Genomic DNA, 17,947 nt, shown 5'->3' on the forward strand with positions numbered 1-17,947 from the left:
ACATGAGTCTACCCAGCCACGAGCAACTACAGCACGTTAATCGCCAACATCTTAAGCAGCACTTCAGTCATGCCGCACCGAGCTATGACGAAGCGGCGATTTTGCAAAAAACCGTGGCCGAACGGATTGACGAGCGCCTCTCGCTAACCACTGTTGAAGTCTTGCGCATTGCCGATATCGGCGCTGGAACCGGCCTGCTCACCGAAAAACTTTTGGCTCGTTACCCGGATGCGGATTTATTTGCGGTCGACCTTTCCGAAGCGATGTTGCAAATATCTAAAACTCGCCTACAGATCGAACGTTTTACTGCGCTGAAACCGCTCAATAAACTCTTGCCGAAATTTAATCAAAAGCTTGGCGTAACGCTCATTAATGCCGACGCATTTGCACTGCCATTTGCTGATGGCAGTCTGGATATGATTACCAGCAATTTGATGCTGCAATGGTGCGATGATTTGGATGCCGTGTTCCAAGAATTTCGTCGTGTATTGCGTCCAGAAGGCTTGCTGATGTTCACCACTTTCGGACCGGATACCTTGAAAGAATTGCGCCAAGCCTGGCAAATGGCTGATGTCGAAAATCAGCATGTGAATCATTTTATCGATATGCACGACATCGGCGACGCCTTAATTCGTGCCGGCTTCGGTCAACCGGTAATGGATGTCGAACACTTTACTCTGACCTACGACAAACCGATGGGCGTAATCAAAGACTTGAAAGCGATTGGCGCTACCAATGCCAGTTTAAATCGTAAGCGCGGTCTGATGGGCAAAGGCAAATTCCAAGCCATGCTGAATGCCTATGAAGAACTGCGTCAGAACGGCAAAATCAACGCCACCTATGAAGTGGTTCACGGCCACGCTTGGGCGGCGCAAGAAGTCTTTAAAGGCCCAGACCGCGACCGCAGTGGCCTAGTCGAAATCAGTCTGGATGAGTTTGCCAAGCAAACGAAACGCAACGCTTAGGGTTGTCCAAAGCCCCTGACATCCACCCACAAAAGTACCCAAAAAAAGTAAACTATAATTTATATTTGACATACATAGTGTTTTTCATAGAATCAAATAACAAAGCGCCAAATATTATTTAAGTTCTGAAAAATACATCAAAATAATAATTTTCGGTTTCTTAAAAAGTAAGCATTTTATTATTTTGGAGGGGTCATGATTCCCAATAGACTATTAGTTATTACTGCTATCCTCAGCATTTCTTTTTCGAACGCGTCTGCCGAAGAAAGTTCTTATCTGTATCCTGAAAAAGCCAAATACGAAAATAGTAGCGCAGTTTTAAAACAGAAAATTAAACACAAAACCGCCTTTGAAGTGGACTGCCGTGCCGGCAAAAACAGTAATAAAAGTTTTGGTAAAGAAGAGTGTATGCGCCCTTATGAAGTTGCGGTTAATCGAGGCAGCACTATTGGCGACGGCCCTTCTTTCGGCACTTATTTCAATGCTCATATCAGCGGCGGCTTTATCGATTATGACCGTAATGAACTGATCGCCTCGGTCTATTGGGATAATAGCAAAGACGGCAAGGGCTTGGTGGTTGCTTACAATATGGATGACTGGTCACGTCGCTTTATCAGTGGTGATGCCCAAGACGATTATGGACATAAAACCATTGCTGAAGGGCCTGCTTTTAATATGTTAAAAGACATTCAGCCAGGACCTGACGGCAATTGGTATGCCTTTAGTTATGTTTATCGCGACAATAATAAAGACAGTTTCGGCAGCGGTCCTGTGATTTACAAAGTTAATCCTGAAAATGGCAATCGTAGTATTGTTTGGGAAGCTCGAAACCCTGAATATGGGCAATGTCCATCGGGTCGTAAATCGATTAAACGCGAATCGCAAAAATTCGTGCAGTACACTCAAGAGGTATTTGCTGTTGACCCCAAAGACGGCTCCTTTATCGTCAGCTTTAGTAATAGCAAAATGGGCGGAACGGGCTTTGGTCGAGTCAGCCAAGACGGTAAAACTTGTGACATTATTTCGGTCAGTGGTAAACGCGATGACGGTTTAAAAGTAGGCCGTGGCTTCGATATGCGTGGCCCAATGTTAGGTGCTTATTTACATGACGGTAAGCTCTATACCCACTCCACAGGTGAAAAAACGTTATTTGAAATCAACCCTGAAACCGGTGATCGTAAAGCACTGATTCGTAAAGGACCAAAGCCAGAAGCTTGGCGACATGTTCAATGGGATGACAAGCGTAACGTATTTTGGATTTCCGGGAAGATGAGCTCAGCGATGGTCACTGCATGGAGACCTGGCTGGAAAAAAATCCTGATTACCGATAAGAGCTGTAGTGGACGAGATAAGGATTGGGCTGACTGGTTCCCACTTTGTAAAGAAGGCCCATTAGCGACCTTAACGCTTAACTATGGGCCTATGTGGTACAACAAAAACACCGGCACCTTATTATTCGGTTACGACTCGATCGGCATTGTCGAATTTGAGCCGGAATCCGGTAATTCGATTAACCGTAGCCTATAAAAAACAATGCAATAAATATCTAAAAATCGCCCAAGCATAAAACTTTATGCTTGGGCTTTTTATTAAAGGGATTATTGAATGAATAATCGAGCCCTCACTTCGTTAGTTATCGACAGCTATAAACAGCTCAAGGCAGCCACTTCATCTGAGGATCTGCTACAAATTCTCGACCAACTGAAAAACTTTCCGGATGGTCTTCGTTTTAATAACACTCTATTAAACGTCCTTGGCGGGATTACCTTAGTCGCAGGCATTATTTTCTGGTTTTTACCGCTCGAACTGCAACGCCAAGCACTGTTTGCTTATCTAATTGCAGGCATGGGTCTCTTGTTCATCGGTTTTGGCTTCGGCAGACAATGGTTTGTCAAAAATCTTGGTGATTCAATTCTGCAACGCGATGCCGAGTTTGATAACGGCATTATTGCCGATGACAAGGCCAAACTCGAATTGGATTCTTTTTTCAGTTTTTCGATGCTTGACCACCCAACAATCCAAAAGATTCATCGCAACCAAGAAAATGGCTACCTATTTGAAATCAAACATCGCATTCACGACTTTGGTAAAGGCAATCGATATTCCGCTGAAGTCCGCAATAGCAAAGGGCAAAAAGCATACAAAACCGAAATCCGCTATGCATTAATGATGCCATTCCAGAATTGTCCTGCCATCGAAATTCTGCATGATGCTGTAAAGCTTCGCAAAAGCGAGGGGTTTACCCCTGCATTGAATGAGTTCAATGAAACCTTCTCGATTCGAGGCGAAGATGATGTGAATACCGCACTGTTTATCAATGCCCATGCAGTTTTGCAGATTATGGAGATTAATGCCGTTTTGAAACACTGCTGTTTTGAAATTCGCGACGGCCACATCCTGATTACGACAAAATCTAAAATTATGAATTGGGACTTACCAAAAAACCTAAGCCTATATGAAATTGACGATTTCATCGCCTTCTTAAAGCAGCAAACGTCCTCACAAAATTACAGTCAATTACTCAGTTTTGTGAACAATATAAACAATCACTAGGAGAAACAAAATGTCGCAAGAAAACATCATTATCATCGGCATCATTGTCTTTGCAGCGCTGTACCTAATTTGGTTATACAATCGCATCGTATCTTACAAAAACAACGCGATTGAAGGCTGGTCGAATGTCATTGCCACTGAACGGCAAAAAGCCAAAATCCTACCCGACCTCATCGAACTAACGCAAAATTACCAAGCCCATGAACAAGCAACTCTTGATAATGTTACTAAGCTCCGCACCGCAGTCGCCAAAATGAAGAAAGAGGATGTTGATGTTTCGGGATTAGGTATGATTGAGCAGGTCAGCAAAGAATTAGTTGGTTCAATCAGCATGGTTGCCGAAGCCTATCCTGACCTTAAAGCCTCGGAAACCTATATCACCACAATGAAATCCGTCGAACGCCAAAACGAAATGGTCGGTGCGGCGATCCGCGTATTCAACTCTAACGTCAATAACTTCAACAGCTTGATTCAGTCATTCCCAGCATTGCTAGTCAATAAACTCCTTAACCGTGAGAAAAACTTAAACACCTTTGAAGACAACGAATCTTCAAAAGCATTTGAATTCAAACCAAATCTCTAAGGCAGAAAAAACCGTCGCTATCAAGATACGAGGAACGCAGAATTAGATAATTGGTATGAACTGATTGTGAGAAAAAATTTCCTCAATTGTAGCATGCGGAGCAAGTTCACATCACCACTTTTGAGAAATAAAATCGCCGCTATCAAGGCGCGAGGAACGAAGTTTATTCGCTATAAACGAGTGACGAGCAACACAGAGTGCGGTGATTTTAGACTCAAAAGAAGTTAATACATATCTTGCGGGTCTATATCTAAACTCCACCGCACCTTTCTCGCCAGCGGGCTTTTATAAATATGCGGCTGCATAATATTCAACAGTTGGTGCAACTTCTGACGTGATGCGCTACTGAGCATCAACTGATAACGAAAACGTCCTTGTCGGCGTAGCATCGGCGCGCTGACCGGCCCCCAGAATTCTAAATAGTCTTGTCCATCATCTTGTAACGACTGCCATTGCAGCTCCAAACCGGCTTTTAGCGAGTGCAGGAAATCCAATGCATCTTGCGGATTATGCGCTTCGGCACGCACCAAGCACTGGAAACGATACGGCGGCAATTGCGCCTCATTACGCTCTTGCAAAGCGGCACCGGCAAAACCGGAATAGCCGTCTTTAATCAGCTTCAATAACAGCGGGTGTTGCGGATGATGGGTCTGCACCAACACTTCACCGGCATCTTCGGCACGACCGGCGCGTCCCGCGACTTGCAATAACAACTGCGCCATGCGCTCGGTTGCGCGATAGTCACAACTAAACAAACCTTGGTCGATATCAATCATGCCGACCAAGGTCACTTTCGGGAAATGGTGCCCTTTTGCCAACATCTGAGTGCCTATCAGAATATCTGCCTCGCCAGAATGCGCTTGCGCGGTAAGTTCAGCCATTTTGCCTTTTAGGCGTGTACTGTCGCGGTCAATTCGTAATACGGCTTTATCGGCAAACCATTCGCGAATGGATTCTTCCAAACGCTCGGTGCCTTGCCCCATGGTATGCAGTTCTTTACCACCGCAACCCGGGCATTCCGGCGGCTGCGCCATCTGTTCACCGCAATGGTGACACTGCAAATATTGGTGATGCGCGCCCTGATGCAGAGTCATATTGGCATCACAGCTCGGGCAGTGCGCTTGCCAGCCACAATCATGGCACATCAAAACTGGTGCAAAACCACGTCGATTCAAAAACAGCAAGACCTGCTTGCCGTTGTCTAGATGACGCTGCATGGCGGCTTTTAATTTCGCTCCCACACCTTCTTGAATTTTCTCGCCGCGAATATCAATCAAGCGGATTTGCGGCGGCTTGGCAACACCGGCACGTTCGGTCAATTTCAATAAACGATAACGCTGTTGCTGAACATTAAACAGACTTTCCAACGACGGCGTTGCCGAGCCCAGCACCACCGGCACCTGCTGCTGATGGGCACGGCGAACCAGAATATCGCGTGCCGAATAGCGAACGCCATCCTGCTGCTTGTAGGAAGCGTCATGTTCCTCGTCGATAATACACAAGCCCAAGTTTCTAAATGGCGCGAACACTGCCGAACGCGTTCCCAAAAGCACCGAAACCTCGCCTGTTCGTACCGAATGCCACGCGCAGTGTCGCTGCGTGTCATTCATGCCGGAATGCAATAATGCGATTGGAGTTTGTAAGTAGCTGGAGAAACGACCAATCATTTGCGGCGTCAGACCGATTTCCGGCACCAAAATCAGCACCTGCTTACCTTGCTGCAAGGCAAACTCGGTCATCGCCAGATACACTTCCGTCTTGCCACTGCCGGTAATTCCTTGTAACAAATAACTGGCAAAACCGCCGCTATCCAACTTGTCGGTCACTGCACTGACTGCGTCTTTCTGCTGTTGATTTAAAGGATGATGCGCACCGGCTTTGGCTAAAGGTTCTTGCCAACATGAGCCGGGAAGCGCTTGTAGGAATTGTTCATCAAGCCACTGATTGAGGATTTTACGCCAGCTGGAAGTCATCGCTTTGCAGTCTTGCACAGTCAAGGGCTGCGGCGCTTGAAGAAAGGCTTGCGCTAGGGCGATTTGTGCTTTGGCACGCGCTGGAATATCCAGCAACTTCTCTCGTCCTAACTGAGTAACTCGCCAAGTGTCAGCCCCTTGCAATTCAGCAGGCTCGCCGGCACGAATTCGCTTTGGCAACGCAGTGCTGATGACTTCGCCAATCGGTGCATGATAATAGTCGGCAACCCACTGCAAAAAAGCCAAATCACGCGCGCTGACAATCGGTTCACGATCGAGCCACTCTTCTATCGGCTTGGTCTTGTCCAGCTCGTACTCGGCTTGAGCAACCGCAACGACCAAAGCAACCTGTGACTTATTGCGAAACGGGATGCGGACGCGGCGGCCAATCAAGCTCTCCGGCGCTTCGTCATGCACTAAGCCATCACAGTCAAGGTAGTCCAATGCTGTTAAAAAGGGGCCTGTCACCGCAACTTTTAAGACAAGATTATCGGTTTTATTGGTCGGTTCTGTCGGCTCAAAAGTCTGCAAAGCTAATCCAGAAAGTTCAAAGAAAGTGATTGGCTTATTGTATCGCCTGTAAATGCCATTCGATAGAAATTAGCAATAAACACATTTATAAAATTGCTCAACGGTGTTTGCATATTTGTTTCAAATTACAACTACGGTTTTTATGGTCTACTGAATGACATATTGAATATTTCAATCATCGGGAATCGCACAAAAGATTAATAAACCACCAATATTCCTGAAGAAAACATAGAGCAGAATTTCTTTGAAATTATTCTGCATTTCCTAAAAAATTGACGGGAGAGACCTCATGAACTTCTTTAACCGTAGATTTTATCGAAGCATGTTTCTGTTAATCGGCAGTGCCTTTATTCTTGGTGGCTGCGTACATCATCCGCATTACAGCGGTCATATGGTTTATAAGACCTATCCTGATACTCGCTATTATTCAAAACCGCTTCCGCATCCCGATGCACGCTATCCGCAACGCTATGATAATCGTGTTTACCAGAACGTCTATTATCAAAAACCACCTCCAAATCAGCACCATAAAGACCGTCGCGAGCAGTATAAAAACACTAAGTCCGATCGCCATCAAAATCGCGATAACGATAAGCGCGACCATCAACAGAACGACCGTAAATACAGCAATAATAAAATAGATAAAGAACGTCCAAATCGTTCGACTCAGGTCGACAAAAAACCGAGTCGGGAAACCGCTACTCAGAGTAATCGCCGAGTACAAGCGCAGACCAAACCGGTGTTTGCACGTCAAGAATCTCCAAGATTTGCAAATAATCGCGACAAAAATTTAAGCGCTAAAAGACCACAAAATGATAAAGTGAATTATAAAAAAGAACGCAATCAACAAGCGTACGCGGAAAAATCTAATCGACCATATAACAAAGCCCCAAAACGCGACATGCAGAACAAAGCAGACAACGATAATAGAGAGCAGCGCGATTCAGCATCAGCTCGTCGCTTTTGGGAAACCCAGAAGTAAGTCCTCACTGGCTTCTGCGAGCGGTTTGGACCTATTTCTGCATTTCCTTAGACAAGTAACGGAGGAGCTATGAATTTACTCAACTTGCGTAATGCCCTAATTGCCGCACTGTTCGGTAGTGCCTTTCTGTTAAATGGTTGCGTGGTTCAGCATAGAACCGTTGTGCAGACACCGCCACACCATCATGATTACTATGATTACCGTTTCAGCAATGACGATAACTACCGTTTATATGATTACTACCACCCTCGTCACAGTAGTAAATACAAAAAAGGCTATAAACGTGTCCCGCCGGGACATTACAAACGCCCTTACCGCTTGCATGAACCGCTACCGCCACAGGTTCGCTATCAGCGCCTGCCGCGAGATGTGGAAGTCCGTTTACCAAGAATACCGGATGACTTGATTCGAGTACGAATTGGCGGCGACATCTTATTAATGCATCGTAAAACCCGAGTGATTTACGACATTCTTTTCGACTTTTAAACGCCCCCAAAACTGATCACCGATCAATAACCTAAACGCCCCACTGCAAGCAATTTACAGTGGGTTTTTCGTTTACACCTGCGCATGTCTGTAAAAATCGCTAAAATAGCCAACAGTTATAGATTTAATAAAATGATTTTTATGGATAAATTGCTACAAACCTATCTCGGTCTGCACCAGACACTGCAAGACAAAATCGGTCGATTTATTGCCTGGGGCGTTCTTTCCTTAGTGATTATCACCGCCTTGGTGGTCGTGCTACGTTACGGTTTCGATACCGGTTCGATTGCGATGCAACAAGCCATCACTTACAACCACGCCATCCTGTTTATGCTCGGCATCACCTACACCTATCTGCATGATGAACATGTGCGTGTCGATGTGTTCTACAGCCGTTACAGTGCTGAACGCAAACACTGGATTAACCTCATCGGTTCACTTCTATTCACCATTCCAATGACCCTATTTATTCTTTGGAGCAGTTGGGAATACGTCAGCAATAGCTGGGCGATTAGTGAAGGTTCAGCGGAATCCGGCGGCATAGGTTATGTCTACTTGCTGAAAACCCTAATCCCGATTATGGCAAGCTTACTGTTGCTGCAAGCGCTGGCGATTATCGGCAAAAACTGGCTTGCGATTCGCGAACACCGCAATGACGATGATAAGCCGGTCACACAGGGAGGAAAGCTATAATGGAATGGTTATCGCTTCTTCTATTTGCCTTTATTTTTATCTTCCTTTTGGCCGGTTTTCCGGTTGCTCTAACCCTTGCCGGTGTCTCGCTACTCTTCGCTTTAGCAGCGAATCTTTTCGGCGCTTTCGATATGGCGTTCCTACAAAGTATTCCAAACCGAATCTTTGACATTATGAACAACCAAACCCTAATCGCCGTGCCGCTGTTCGTGTTTATGGGGATTATGCTGGAAAAATCAAAAATCGCCGAAGACCTGTTGACCACCATGGATGAAGTGATGCGCGGTATCAAAGGCGGCTTGGGTATCGCGGTAATTATCGTCGGCATGTTGCTGGCGGCAAGTACCGGTATTGTCGGTGCAACCGTGGTCACCATGGGCTTGCTGGCACTGCCGACTATGCTTAAGCAAGGTTACTGCCCGAAACTAGCGAGTGGAACCATCTGTGCATCGGGGACGCTTGGGCAAATCATTCCGCCGTCTATCGTGCTGATTCTTCTTGGCGACGTACTATCTTCGTCGTACCAACAAGCGCAGCTTAACCAAGGTATCTTCTCGCCGGAAACCTTATCGGTCGGTGACCTGTTTATCGGCGCGCTACTGCCAGGTATGTTGCTGGTGCTGCTGTATATGGCCTATCTATTCTTGCAAGCGATGCGTCATCCAGACAAGGTTCCGAATCATATCGGCACGCCGGTTGAACCGGGGCTTGGCAAGCGCGTGATTAAAAGTCTAGTGCCGCCAATGCTATTGATTCTTTTGGTGCTCGGTTCAATTTTAGGCGGCTTTGCGACACCAACCGAAGCCGCGTCTTTAGGTGCACTTGGTGCAATGGTGTTAGCTTTAATCAATCGTCAATTGGATTTAACAACGCTGCAAACCGTGATGCAAAACACCTTGAAAGTCACCAGTATGATTTTCCTAATCTTTATCGGTGCGGCTTTCTTCTCGTTGGTATTCCGTGGTCTAGGCGGCGACGATTTAATGCATGACCTTCTGTCCGATTTACCGGGTGGTGTCTTCACCGCCATGCTGATTGTTATGGCATTGATGTTTATCCTCGGTTTCTTCCTCGATTTTATCGAAATTACCTATGTGGTTGTGCCGGTGGTTGCGCCAATTCTGCTAATGATGGGCGTTGATCCGATTTGGCTAGGAATTATGATTGCCATTAACCTGCAAACGGCTTTCCTGACTCCGCCATTCGGTTTCGCGCTCTTCTATCTGCGCGGAGTTGCCCCGCCGGATCTGAAAACCGCGGATTTATATAAAGGCACCATTCCGTTCATCTTTATCCAGCTCTCGGTGCTGGTGATACTCGCGATCTGGCCGGAACTGGTCACATGGCTACCGAGTGTGGTCTATAGCGATTAACGAATTAAAACCAGCTCCGGCTGGTTTTTTAAACTCAACCCTATACAGAAAATCAATTTACATCCGGTGCAAAACCAAATGCCCATTTAATTGAGATAGCAAACGATGACTCCTGCCATTAACCAAGCAAAACAGGCAAAAATTCAATTTCAAGTACATGAATATCAACATGATCCGAAAGCCGCTTCGTATGGTGAGGAAGCGGCTGATAAATTGGGACTTGCAACGAAACAAGTTTTTAAGACACTGGTGCTCAGCGATGAGCATAAGCAGATGTATGTCGCCGTAGTGCCAGTCGCTTATCAGCTAAACCTCAAAAGCTTTGCCAAAGCACTTGGCATCAAAAAGGTAAATATGGCCGATAAAGCTCAAGTCAGTAAAACCGGTTACGTTTTAGGCGGCGTTAGTCCGATTGGGCAAAAACGATTATTACCGACGATTATCGATAGCAGCGCACTGAATTTTAATACCATCTTTGTCAGTGCCGGCCGTCGAGGTTTGGAAATCGAGCTGGCGGCGGCTGACCTACAACAACTTACTCGGGCACAATTTTCTGTTATCAACCAATCCTAGACCAACACAAAATCTAATTCGGCCCAAAAAATTTGTCGAATACGCAAAACAAAATTTGCTTTTACCTCAATCACTTAGTACAATCTGCGCCCTGCATTAATGGGGCGTTAGATTTTTTTTATACTAACCAAGATTTCCCCATCAAATAATTGCTGACTCGTTAAGCGAGTACCGCAATAAATGCCACGATTAGAGCCATTTGCTTCCTCTCCAATTCGCTGTGATGCGATGCTGTTTTGCTGCAAAGATGCTCGTTTTATGAACACAAATTTGCCCCAAGAATAGCAAGCTCATACCCGGCTCGATCATTCCTGCCCAAGCGATGTAGCAGTGCGCGACCTATTGTCTGCGCCCTAGTTTTCCCTTTTCTATTCCGGGCAAAGTCCATCGATATTTCGATGCAATTAAGGACACCCGATGAGTGATATCACTTTTAAAGACCTAGGTCTTAAACCTGAAATTCTTTCTGCCATTTCTGAAATCGGCTACGAAACCCCGAGTCCGATTCAGGCTCAAGCGATTCCTGCGCTGTTAGAAGGCAACGATATTTTAGGTATGGCACAGACCGGTACCGGTAAAACTGCGGCTTTCGCACTACCGGCATTAAGCAATGCCGATGTACGTCAAAAAGACCCGCAAGTACTGGTTCTAGCTCCGACCCGCGAACTGGCGATCCAGGTTTCTGAAGCCTTCCAATCTTTCGCACACCACATGAAAGGTTTTCACGTACTACCGATTTACGGTGGTTCGGACTACGGTTCGCAAATCCGCGCACTAAAACGCGGTGTGCAGGTTGTTGTCGGTACGCCTGGCCGTGTTATGGATCACATGCGTAAAGGCACGCTAAAACTAGATAACCTAAAACTGTTGGTTTTGGATGAAGCCGACGAAATGCTACGCATGGGCTTTATCGACGATGTTGAATGGGTACTTGAGCACACGCCGGATACCCGTCAAATCGCGCTCTTCTCAGCGACTATGCCGAAAGAAGTGCACCGCATTGCGACCAACTACTTGAATAACCCGACCGAGGTTATCATCAAGCAGAAAACCGCAACAGCAACGACAATTACTCAGAAATACCTGTTGGTAAGCGGTGGCCACAAGCTAGATGCACTAACCCGTATTCTGGAAGCAGATTCAGCCGAAATCGACGGTTTGATTATCTTCGTGCGTACTAAAAACGCGACCGTTGACCTAGCAGAGAAACTGGAAGCACGCGGCTATGCGGCAGCGGCATTGAACGGTGACATCGCCCAGAACCAACGTGAGCGTATCGTTGACCAACTGAAATCCGGTAAATTGGATATTCTGGTTGCGACCGATGTTGTAGCCCGTGGTCTGGACGTTCCACGTATCAGCCATGTTGTGAACTACGATATTCCGCAAGATAACGAATCTTATGTGCACCGTATCGGTCGTACCGGTCGTGCCGGTCGTTCCGGTACTGCGATTCTTTTCGTTACACCGCGTGAGCGCCGTCTGCTGAAATCCATCGAACGCACCACCAAGCAAAAAGTGGATGAAATGCACCTGCCTTCAGCACAGGACATCAACGACAACCGAATCGAACGTTTTAAAGGTCGCATTGTTGAAGCACTAAAAATGGATGAATTGGACTTCTACCAAAACCTAATCGAACAGGTTGAGAACGAACAAAATGTTCCGGCGGTAGAAATCGCAGCGGCCATTGCGCGCATGATGCAAGGTGATGTTCCATTCTTCATTAAAGACAAGCCGGTTCGCGAAGTCTCTTCACGTGAACGTTCTGATCGTGGTGGCCGTGACTTTGATCGTAATGATCGTCGTGGTGACCGTAGAGAGCGTGGCGGGGAGCGCGGTGAACGTCGCGGTCGTCGTCAATCAGCAACGCCGGATGAAGGCATGAGCCGTTTCCGCATTGAAGTGGGTCGTACCCATGGCGTTCGTCCGGGTAATATCGTTGGCTGTATCGCTAATGAAGCCAGTATCGACAGCGAGTTCATCCGTCAATTGACAATCGAAGACAGCTATTCAATGGTGGATTTGCCGGAGAAAATCTCTAAAGATGCAATGAACGACCTACGCAAAGCATGGGTTTGCGGTCAGCAATTGAAGATTACTGAAGTGAAAACACAGGGCGCGGGCCGTACTCGTCTAAGCCGTCACCGTAAAGACAATGATGAGCGCTCACGCAGCCGTAAAAAGTCGCGCGACTAAACACTGCTAGCACCCAACGGGTGTTGTTTTAAGAAGGCAGCCAGAGAGTTTTCTCGGCTGCCTTTTTTATTTTTAAAATCGATAAATGAATTGTCTTAAGTCAAAAACCGAGATTTAATCTCTTCTGCGCCCTTTCTCCCTAAATAAAGTAGGGTAAAATCATTTTTCAATTTACGACAACACTGTTTATTTTCAACATGACTCATCCGCTTTTTCGAAAACTCAGCTCAGCGCTTTTCTTGGTCATGTTGATTGCCGGCTTTGGACAGCCATCGCGAGCGTCCGAATCCGTTAGTATGGCGCTGTTTCCCTATGCAACGCCTGCACACTTAATCAAAGCCCATCAACCGTTAAAAGAGCGATTTTCGCAAACTTTACAAGCGCCTATTCACCTAGTCAGCGCACGCGACTTTGCCAGTTTTAGCGATGCCATCCGAGCAGGACAATACGATATTATTCTTGGCGCACCTCATATGGGACGTTTGGCTGAATTAACTGACCAATACCAATGGCTAGGCTTTACCAGCAACCATTCCTATGCGGTGATTGTCACCCATCGAAACCACCAAGGCAAAACACTTAAAGATTTTAAAGGCCAGCAAATTATCCTGCCGCCGCGTAGCGCGATTGTTAACTATTTAAGCCGCCAAGCCTTGCAACAGGCCGGAATTCGCCCAGACATCGACATAGAAATTATTGAAACCAGTTCGCACCAAAGCGCAATGCTGGCGGCAATTAGTGACATCTATCCTCTAGCGGGATTCGGTAAACCGGTATGGGAAGACTTCAATCCTGAAGGGAAAGAAAATCTGCTTAAATTATTCCAATCGAAATCCTTTCCGGGCTTCGCATTAATGGCAAACAAGCGTTTGGGTCAGGAAAAAATTGCTAAACTCCGAAAAGCGTTTTTAAGCTTTGCTAAAACCGATGCCGGTAAGCGTTATTTTAGCGAGCAGGGCTTACATAACAGCCGTCCGGAAACGCCGCAAGACATGCTGCAGTTAGATGCATTTCTTCTCGAATTGGGAATGCTGAACACTGAACAACGTGCCAGATTGGAGCAAAGCAAACCATGAAATGGCTATCTTCTCTTAGCAATCAAATCAATGTCGCGATTGGTAGCTCCCTAGCCTTTTTGTTATTTCTGTTAATTCTCAATATTAATGATTCGATCAGCAACTTCTCTGACCAAGAGAGAAATAATATTCAGCAGCAATTTGCCGAATTTCTGAATATCTCTTTAGCACCATTGGTATTTACCCAAGATTACGCCAACCTAACGTCTCAACTGGAACAGATTGCCGACAATCATCCGGAGCTGCAACATATCGAAGTGCGCGATGCGGCTCAAAATATCGTCGGCCAGCAAGACCCTGTAAAAATTAAAACTACTGACGAAAACACTTTCAGCGAACACGTTTTATTAAAAATCGGTGATGAAGTGGTCGGAAGTATCCAGTATCAACTTAGTTTCAACCAGTATGCGCTCTTAAAGAAAAGCTTACGCGAAGAGATGATTGTCCTAACTACCTTGGCGATTTTCTTAACAATCCTATTGACCAGTTTATTAATGGGTTTTCTAACCAAGGGTCTGTTGAAACTCAATACAGCGAGTCAAAAAATGCTCCGCGGCGATTACCTGACTCCGGTACCAAAACTGGGAGACAACGAAATCGGCGACCTGGGGCAAAGCTTTGAAGCCTTAAGGCAGTCCATTCAGCACCGTACCAACCTAATCGAACTGGAACAAAACCGGCTACATTCGTTACTCGACACAATGAATGTCGGCATCCTATTTGAAACCTCGGATCGCAAAATCGAATACCACAATCAGAAATTCTTCGAAATATGGGAATTAGGCACCTCGATTTCTATTCGTAACCAGTCATTGATAACAATACTTAAACGCTCGCCGGTTCATATCGTGGAACAAACAGAGTTGAATTGGAACCAACTGGGCGAAGAGCGCTCGGAATGCATTCTTTCGGACGGTCGAGTTATTTTGCAATCGCATATGTTAGTCAGAGAAACACTCGCCGGTAATGGTCATTTATGGGTGTTTGAAGACATTTCTCAACAAAAGAAGATGGAACAAGATCTGATTCAGATGGCAAACTATGACCCTTTGACTGGCCTAAATAACCGACATGGTTTCGAGCGCCAACTAGTCAGCATGGCTTCCTATGCAAAACGCCGTAATCAATTTCTTGCATTGCTGTTTTTCGACCTTGATGAATTTAAGTTAATTAACGATAACTTCGGACACGCTCAAGGCGATTTAGTGCTTATCGCCGTCGCTAAGACCATGCGTAAACTGACTCGGCAGGAAGAGTGGCTATTCCGCCTTGGTGGCGACGAATTTGCATTACTGTCGATTGTTGACGAGCAGTCGGAAGCGGAACATCTGGCGCAAAGGGTCATCAACGCTCTGGCTAGTACCCATCATGACTTCGGTTCGCAACAAATTCGCCTGACTACGAGTATCGGCATCTCTTTCTACCCACATCCAAGTAGCGATCCTAGCATGTTGCCTTCACACGCTGATATTGCGATGTATCACGCTAAGGCCAAAGGCAAGAATACCTACACCATCTATAATCCGCAGGATACTAAACTCGATCAAGAAATGGCACGGTTGACCTGGACAGAAGCAATCGAAAACGCTCTTAGTAACGAACATTTCGACCTGCATTTCCAAGGTATTTACGATTGTAAAAATCTACAAATTCATCACCTAGAAGTGTTAATTCGCCTGCAGGATATCAATGAAGATAAACTCATTTATCCGAGCGAGTTTATTCCAATTGCCGAGAAGAACGGACAGATTATTCAGATTGACCGCTATGTTATCCAGCGGAGTATCTTCATGCTCGCTAAGAACCCGAAAATGCCAAATATCGCTATCAATCTATCCGGTCGATCATTTGATGATACAGAGCTCCCACACTATATTAAAGCGACAATTGAGAAATATAAGGTTGCACCAAAGCGAATATTGTTTGAGTTGACCGAAACCGAAACCGTCGCCGATATTCAGGATGCCATTGCCTTTATCAATGCACTGCATGATATCGGTTGCGCAGTGTGTTTGGATGACTTCGGCACAGGTTTTGCCTCCTTCGCTTACTTAAAACACCTTAAAGTCGATGCCTTAAAAATCGACGGTACCTTTATCCAGAATTTAGATAATTCCAGAGAAAACCGACTATTCGTTAAAAGCATGGTGATGGTTGCCAAAGGACTCGGTAAACAGACAATTGCCGAGTTTATCGAAAACGAAGCGACCCTACGAGCCTGCATCGAGCTGGGAATTGACATGGGACAAGGCTACTATCTGGATAAGCCGCAACTGCACCACCCAGCTTTATCCGGTGCAAAAATTCCGCCGTTAGAGAACAAGGAAGCTTAAGGAAACCTAGAATAAGTCCTTATTGACTTCAGCAAGGAATTGAAGCGATAAATTCTATGCGGTCTTTAAAAAGCATCGCCATCACTATGGTTAAGCGCCTTAACCACGAAGTTATTCTGCAAAACCTCACCCGCAGGGGCTTTGTAAAATTTAGCGACGCTGCATTTCCTTAAGGGAAATACTTATCTAGCTCTTCATAAACCACTTCGATATACATTAGTTTCGGGCCGCCGCCCATGACGACTGCCATCATCGCTGCTTCCAGGACTTCTTCCTTACTGCAACCCTGATCGACACAGCCCTTAACATGAATTGCGATACACCATGAACACTGAAAAGCAACACCGAGAGACAGCAGCATTAAGTGCTTGGTTTTTTCTTCCAATGCTCCGTCAGCTTCGGCAATCTTAACAAAGCCGCTAAACTGCTTGAGCTGCTCTGGCATATCTTTCATCAAACGCCCCATCATTGCGCCAGTTTCTTGCAACCTTTCCATATCTCCCTCCAGAATAAAATCGATGCTTAATCACTTTTAATTTAAAGGGATATTCATTTTTTATATGAATTTTTTATGACAAGATTACCGCTAGGAGTGTAGTGCCTTCACAACTGGCAAGTCATCGCCTCTTTAGCACTTTTAGAAAGTTGTTTGATCGCATACTCGCGCTGGCAAGCGGCCTGTCGATTTTCGGCCTGCTCTTGATAGACTAACTGACAAGGTCGACGCGTTTGTGTGTAACGCGCCCCGCCTTTGATTTCGCCATTATGCTGGCGCAGACGTTTATCCATGTCATTGGTCACACCGCAGTACAAAGTGTTATCGACACAGCGCAATAGATAAACGCACCATGCCGACTCGGAAGGTTTAGGCTTCGTCACCAGTTCGAGTCCAGTGCCCAGACTTACCGCCTTTTTTCTCCAATAGTTGTACTTGATCAATCACCATCCCTTTATCAACCGCTTTACACATGTCGTACAAGGTCAATGCTGCTGCCGAAGCGGCCGTTAAAGCTTCCATTTCAACACCGGTTTGGCCAACTAATTTACAGATAGCGATAATCTCTACGGAGTTATTATCGAAGTTTGGCGTCAACTCCACTTTTACAGAGGTCAAAAGTAGCGGGTGACACATCGGAATAATATCCGGAGTACGTTTAGCAGCCATAATGCCGGCAATACGCGCTGTTGCCAAAACATCACCTTTCTTATGCTTACCTTCAGCAATCATGGTTAACGTCTCCGGCAACATATTAATCACCGCCATAGCACGTGCTTCACGCTCTGTATGCTCTTTAGCACTCACATCAACCATACGTGCTTGGCCTTTTTCGTCCAGATGCGTTAATTCATTTGCCATCTTCATTCTCCTTACAAGATTTTTGTGGCGCTATTGTAAACCATTCATTCAATCAAAACAGAGTCCATAGGCTATAGCTATAACCTTAAAAACAATAAATAGCTTTTATCTATCGATAAATTAAAAATATTAAATTAGCAATATCGATAGCCTTTTCCTATACTGATTCACGTAACCAATAGGCATATAAACAAAACTAATTTAAGGACTCTATCATGGAACAGACTTTCGGATTACCTCGTTTAAATGAAGCCGCTCCGGCATTTAATG

Annotated in this window: 16 protein-coding genes; 12 read left to right on the forward strand and 4 right to left on the reverse strand. The window is 45.6% G+C overall.

Translation table 11 applies throughout. The features are described 5' to 3' along the window. Positions 1-2 precede the first annotated feature (2 nt). The 4 genes from bioC (at position 3) to J3998_RS03140 (ending at position 4,101) form a co-directional block, all read left to right on the forward strand. Positions 3-965, forward strand: coding sequence for a malonyl-ACP O-methyltransferase BioC (bioC, locus tag J3998_RS03125; RefSeq protein ID WP_208147782.1), 963 nt, complete (start codon positions 3-5; stop codon positions 963-965). Positions 966-1,160: 195 nt separating this feature from the next. After that, positions 1,161-2,492, forward strand: a complete 1,332-nt coding sequence (locus J3998_RS03130) for a hypothetical protein (protein WP_208147784.1) — start codon at positions 1,161-1,163, stop codon at positions 2,490-2,492. A gap of 78 nt (positions 2,493-2,570) precedes the next feature. Next, positions 2,571-3,518, forward strand: a complete 948-nt coding sequence (locus tag J3998_RS03135; protein WP_208147786.1) for a hypothetical protein — start codon at positions 2,571-2,573, stop codon at positions 3,516-3,518. A gap of 10 nt (positions 3,519-3,528) precedes the next feature. Beyond that, a complete protein-coding gene (locus J3998_RS03140; protein ID WP_208147788.1) occupies positions 3,529-4,101 on the forward strand; it encodes a LemA family protein in 573 nt (190 codons plus the stop codon). 224 nt (positions 4,102-4,325) lie between these two features. Here the strand turns inward: J3998_RS03140 and J3998_RS03145 are convergent, their stop codons facing one another. Then, positions 4,326-6,605 carry a primosomal protein N' gene (locus tag J3998_RS03145; protein ID WP_208147790.1) on the reverse strand — a complete coding sequence of 760 codons (2,280 nt, stop codon included), beginning with the start codon at positions 6,603-6,605 and terminating at the stop codon, positions 4,326-4,328. A 289-nt stretch (positions 6,606-6,894) separates the two neighbouring features. Between J3998_RS03145 and J3998_RS03150 the strand changes: the two genes are divergently transcribed. The 8 genes from J3998_RS03150 to J3998_RS03185 all read left to right on the forward strand — a co-directional run bounded on the left by J3998_RS03150 (position 6,895) and on the right by J3998_RS03185 (position 16,320). Continuing rightward, positions 6,895-7,587, forward strand: a complete 693-nt coding sequence (locus J3998_RS03150; protein WP_208147792.1) for a hypothetical protein — start codon at positions 6,895-6,897, stop codon at positions 7,585-7,587. A gap of 69 nt (positions 7,588-7,656) precedes the next feature. Continuing rightward, the gene (locus tag J3998_RS03155) at positions 7,657-8,073 is read left to right on the forward strand and encodes a hypothetical protein (protein ID WP_208147794.1); all 417 of its coding nucleotides are present in this window, start codon (positions 7,657-7,659) and stop codon (positions 8,071-8,073) included. Between the two features lie 141 nt (positions 8,074-8,214). Further along, positions 8,215-8,766, forward strand: a complete 552-nt coding sequence (locus J3998_RS03160) for a TRAP transporter small permease subunit (RefSeq protein ID WP_243750568.1) — start codon at positions 8,215-8,217, stop codon at positions 8,764-8,766. After that, positions 8,766-10,139, forward strand: a complete 1,374-nt coding sequence (locus J3998_RS03165) for a TRAP transporter large permease (protein WP_208147808.1) — start codon at positions 8,766-8,768, stop codon at positions 10,137-10,139. Before J3998_RS03160 ends, J3998_RS03165 begins: the two co-directional genes overlap by 1 nt. Before the next feature lie 105 nt (positions 10,140-10,244). Further along, a complete protein-coding gene (ybaK, locus tag J3998_RS03170) occupies positions 10,245-10,712 on the forward strand; it encodes a Cys-tRNA(Pro) deacylase (protein ID WP_208147818.1) in 468 nt (155 codons plus the stop codon). Positions 10,713-11,129: 417 nt separating this feature from the next. Next, positions 11,130-12,911 carry a DEAD/DEAH box helicase gene (locus J3998_RS03175; RefSeq protein ID WP_208147828.1) on the forward strand — a complete coding sequence of 594 codons (1,782 nt, stop codon included), beginning with the start codon at positions 11,130-11,132 and terminating at the stop codon, positions 12,909-12,911. 197 nt (positions 12,912-13,108) lie between these two features. Further along, positions 13,109-13,987, forward strand: coding sequence for a phosphate/phosphite/phosphonate ABC transporter substrate-binding protein (locus J3998_RS03180; RefSeq protein ID WP_208147830.1), 879 nt, complete (start codon positions 13,109-13,111; stop codon positions 13,985-13,987). Then, positions 13,984-16,320, forward strand: coding sequence for an EAL domain-containing protein (locus J3998_RS03185; RefSeq protein WP_208147840.1), 2,337 nt, complete (start codon positions 13,984-13,986; stop codon positions 16,318-16,320). The genes J3998_RS03180 and J3998_RS03185 overlap by 4 nt, the downstream gene beginning before the upstream one ends. Positions 16,321-16,489: 169 nt before the next feature. Here J3998_RS03185 and J3998_RS03190 read toward each other — a convergent pair whose 3' ends face one another. From J3998_RS03190 to moaC, 3 genes are all read right to left on the reverse strand, one after another. After that, positions 16,490-16,816 (reverse strand): carboxymuconolactone decarboxylase family protein, encoded by a 327-nt coding sequence (locus J3998_RS03190; RefSeq protein WP_208147842.1) that lies wholly within the window; start codon positions 16,814-16,816, stop codon positions 16,490-16,492. 107 nt (positions 16,817-16,923) lie between these two features. Further along, complete coding sequence (locus J3998_RS03195; RefSeq protein WP_208147845.1) at positions 16,924-17,199, reverse strand: GIY-YIG nuclease family protein; 276 nt, start codon at positions 17,197-17,199, stop codon at positions 16,924-16,926. Then, entirely contained in the window at positions 17,186-17,683 is a 498-nt protein-coding gene (gene moaC, locus J3998_RS03200; protein ID WP_208147847.1) for a cyclic pyranopterin monophosphate synthase MoaC, read from the reverse strand. Before moaC ends, J3998_RS03195 begins: the two co-directional genes overlap by 14 nt. Between the last annotated feature and the right edge of the window lie 264 nt (positions 17,684-17,947).

This window comes from Thiomicrorhabdus marina (genome assembly GCF_017571465.1).
Taxonomy (GTDB): Bacteria; Pseudomonadota; Gammaproteobacteria; order Thiomicrospirales; family Thiomicrospiraceae; genus Thiomicrorhabdus; species Thiomicrorhabdus marina.